The 3857-nt window shown below is 58.3% G+C and carries 3 protein-coding genes and 1 pseudogene; 2 read left to right on the forward strand and 2 right to left on the reverse strand.

Annotated features, from left to right (window positions below):
* Together K8V32_RS10835 and pknB are read left to right on the forward strand one after the other, a co-directional pair.
* Positions 1-365, forward strand: a pseudogene (locus tag K8V32_RS10835) (hypothetical protein); the annotation flags it as partial.
* 99 nt (positions 366-464) lie between these two features.
* Positions 465-2414 (forward strand): Stk1 family PASTA domain-containing Ser/Thr kinase, encoded by a 1950-nt coding sequence (pknB, locus tag K8V32_RS10840; RefSeq protein WP_303907121.1) that lies wholly within the window; start codon positions 465-467, stop codon positions 2412-2414.
* Between the two features lie 84 nt (positions 2415-2498).
* On the opposite strand, the gene K8V32_RS10845 is transcribed toward pknB, so the two are convergent.
* On the reverse strand, positions 2499-3593 hold the full coding sequence (locus K8V32_RS10845) for an LLM class flavin-dependent oxidoreductase (protein ID WP_524536733.1): 1095 nt from the start codon (positions 3591-3593) through the stop codon (positions 2499-2501).
* A gap of 63 nt (positions 3594-3656) precedes the next feature.
* The coding region (locus tag K8V32_RS10850) for a hypothetical protein (RefSeq protein WP_303907126.1) at positions 3657-3857 on the reverse strand (201 nt) is incomplete at its 5' end.

Genomic DNA, 3857 nt, shown 5'->3' on the forward strand with positions numbered 1-3857 from the left:
GCTACTCCAATGGCACCGGTGGTGAACCTGAGCCTGCCCCAGATCAAGATTTTAATCAAGATGTGCCAGCTCCGGATCAAGGCTCTAACCAAAATCAGCAAGAACCACAGCAGCCGCAACAGCCTCAGCCGATGCCACAACAACCAACTACACCCGCAGAGCCTGCACCGACGACTACGTCACCAGGCACCGGTAACGGCCAACCCGACCCGGGAAATGACGGCACCGGCACTGATACCGGAATCGGTGGTACAGACGGTACAGACACTGACGATGAGACTGGTGGTACTGAAAGCAGCCCGCAGAACCCTGACGGCACCACCGATGCACCGCCTAACCCCGGAACTCCAACCAATCAAAGTTAACGAAATGAAAACTCACATGAAATCCACGCACCACATCCATTGGGCAGTCCATCCGCCCCTGACGAGTACGACGCGGCATAGCGCCCGCTAAGGAAAACCGTGTCCCAACAACGCATTATCAATGGTCGTTATGAAGTCGGCGAGCTCATTGGCCGTGGCGGCATGGCCGATGTCTACATCGGTCACGACACCCGCCTGGGCCGTACCGTCGCCATCAAAATGATGCGCCCGGACCTCGCGCGCGACCCGCAGTTCCAAACCCGGTTCCAACGCGAAGCCCAAGCCTCCGCTGCGCTGAACCACCCAAACATCGTTGCCGTCTTTGACACCGGCGAAGAAGAGCTCCCGCCCAACGGTGAACACGCCGGCGTCTCCTTGCCGTATATGGTCATGGAATACGTAGACGGCGACACCCTGCGCGCACTGCTGCGCAAAGGTGATGTCACGATCGACCAGGCCGTTGAATGGACCGAAGGCATTCTGAGTGCGGTTGCCTACTCGCATGAAAATCACATCGTGCACCGCGACATCAAACCCGGCAACGTCATGGTCGATGAATCCGGAACCATCAAAGTCATGGATTTTGGTATTGCCCGGGCCCTATCCGATTCCTCGGCAACCATGACCCAAACCCAGGCCGTGGTGGGCACCGCACAGTACCTGTCCCCAGAACAGGCCCGCGGTGAAACCGTCGATTCCCGTTCCGACCTCTACTCGGTGGGCTGTGTGCTGTTCGAACTGTTGACCGGCCGTCCACCGTTCGTTGGTGACTCCCCAGTTGCCGTTGCCTACCAGCACGTTCGCGAAGAACCACCGTCGCCAACCTCGCTCAACCCGGATATTACCCCAGCGCTGGCCTCGGTGCTGGCCAAGTCCCTGGCCAAAGACACTCAGGCACGCTTCCAGTCCGGTAAAGAATTCCTCACCGCCCTGCGCTCGGCCCACTACGATGGCATTGGTGTGACCGAAGATGACTCAACCACCGTCATCCCACCGGCCGTGATCCCCGCCGATGCGGACCCCACCCAGGCCATGTCATCAATTTCTGCGCAGGACGATTCCATCTTCACCCCGCGTGAAGAACTCCCCGAGTCCTACGAGATGACCGGACAAATAGATTCGGTCAATGACCAGCGCCCCCGTAAGAAACGCCGCGGCTGGCTGATCGCACTGATCATCATTCTGCTGCTGGGCGGTGGCGGGGCTGCCGGCTGGTACTTCTGGGATCAAGCCGAACAGCGCCGCATCGAAGAAAACCAGGTCGATGTGCCTGATGTGTCCGGTATGCCAGAAACCGATGCGCAAAACGCCCTGACAACCGCCGGGTTGCGCCCAATTTTGGAATACGAGCACAGCGACGACGTCGAGCGCGACCGCGCCATTGGCACCTCACCGGCTGCGGGCACCGTTATGCAGCGCTACGACGAAATCACCCTGAATATCTCATTAGGTCCCGACGAGGTTGAGATTCCTGACTCGCTGCGCGGTGCATCCGAAGCCACCGTGCGCGATACCCTCGAAGAACTTGGACTCACCGTCTCTGACGTGACCTATGTAAACTCAGCAACCATTCCGCGGGATCGACTCGTCGACACCAACCCGGCCCTGGGATCCACGGTGGCCTACGGTTCAACCGTCGCGTTGAAAATATCCTCCGGCGAGGTTGAGGTCCCAGATGTTCGCGGCATGTCCGAACAAGAGGCTCGCAACATTTTGACCGGTGATGATCTCGGTTTGACGGTAGACATTCAAGAACAAGAAACCGAAGAACCTGAACCAGGTACCGTACTGGACCAGTCGGCTGAACCCGGTTCCTCAGTAGCTCAGGGCACCACAATCACCTTAACCATTTCCAAGGCGCCACCAGAGGAGCCGTCTCCATCGCCGAGCGAAACAGAGACGCCGGAAGACGAAGAAACTGACTCCGAGTCCCCGACACCAGAAAATGACGATGAGGACAGCGAAGCCGGCCCCTCTCGCGGCTGGTTCTCCAATGACGGCCAGGAACATGGCCCCTGGAACCGCGGTAACGGTTGGGGTAGAGATTAGACCGGTTGAGAACCAATACACATTGCTCTCAGTTTCTCACCGGTGCTCAGTTACCCATACCGAGGCTGGTAGGGCTATGCGTGATTATTCTGCGAGTATCTCGCGAACCATCGGAATAACCTTTGTTCCATAGAGTTCGATCGAGTGCATCATCAACTCGTGTGGCAAGCGCCCGGTGCCGTATTTCATACCAAACCGGGTTGCACCCAGGGTTTTGACGGTGTTGGCGATTTTGCGAGCCACGGTCTCGGGCGAACCCAAGTGTAGGGCGCCATGGCGAACTTCCTGTGCAAACTGTTCCGGCGTCGGCGTCGGCCAGCCACGTTCGGCACCAAGCTTGCCGGTGGCGTGATGCCAGTACGGATAATACTGCTCCATCGCTTCCTCATCAGTGTCAGCGATATAGCCGTGGGAGTGGACTGCAATGCGGCGCGGGTTGAAGCCATTTTCTTCGATTTGTTTGCGGTACAGACTGGCTAGCTGGGCAAAGCGTTGGGGAGCTCCCCCGATAATCGCAAGCTCCAAGCCCATCCCGTATTTTGCAGCGCGCACGATCGACTGCGGTGAACCACCCACCGCTACCCAAGTGGGCAGGCCCTGTTCGTGCGCCGTCGTTGGGAAGATCGAATAATTTTCTAACGCAGAACGGGTACTGCCCGACCAGGTAACGGGCTCCTCACGGCGAACCTTATCGAAGAGTTCGAGCTTTTCTTCAAAGAGGATTTCGTAGTCTTGCAGGTCATAACCGAATAGCGGGAATGACTCGATAAATGAGCCGCTCCCCAGTGAGACCTCAGCGCGCCCCGAGGTGATCCCATCCAGGGTGGCGAAACGTTGGTACACGCGCACCGGATCGTCGGAGGACAACACAGTCACGGCCGAAATGAGTTTGATGCGCTGGGTTTGTGCACCAATGCCGGTCAACACGACGTCGGGCGCGGACACCGAATAATCGGGCCGGTGGTGTTCTCCGACGCCAATGACGTCGACGCCCACCTGGTCGGCCAGCACCCCCTCGGCAACGACATTGCGCAGCACTTCGGCGTGACTCAACACGCGGGTGCCTTCGAGGTCCTGGGTGATGTCCCCGAAAGTGTGGAGGCCAAATTCGACGACGCCGTCATCCAGCGAGGTCGCAAGGTGAGTGGATGGATTTGGGGTTGGCACAGCATTGTTCATATCAAGTGCAACCTCACGGTCCCCAAAAACATTCCTTCAAATCTGAAGGATCTGCTGCGGCGGCTACTCGATGTCCAGGGTCGCGTCGGAGAAGAAGCCGAACTCGGCGATCCACGGGTAGACAACTTCCATGAGGACCACCACAACCACCGCCAGCAGTGCTAACACGAGGATCCAACGGAACCAGGTTGGTCCGGGCAGCAGGTGAAAAAACCAGGCGTACATGACTAGGCCTCCTCGCTCAGGCCGTGGTGAATAACGGCG

Source organism: Enteractinococcus helveticum (assembly GCF_020742345.1).
Classification (GTDB): domain Bacteria; phylum Actinomycetota; class Actinomycetes; order Actinomycetales; family Micrococcaceae; genus Yaniella; species Yaniella helvetica_A.

Bases quoted from the DNA above. Each gene is read 5' to 3' on its own strand.
- K8V32_RS10845 (WP_524536733.1), bottom strand. From the start codon at position 3,593: ATGAACAATGCTGTGCCAACCCCAAATCCATCCACTCACCTTGCGACC.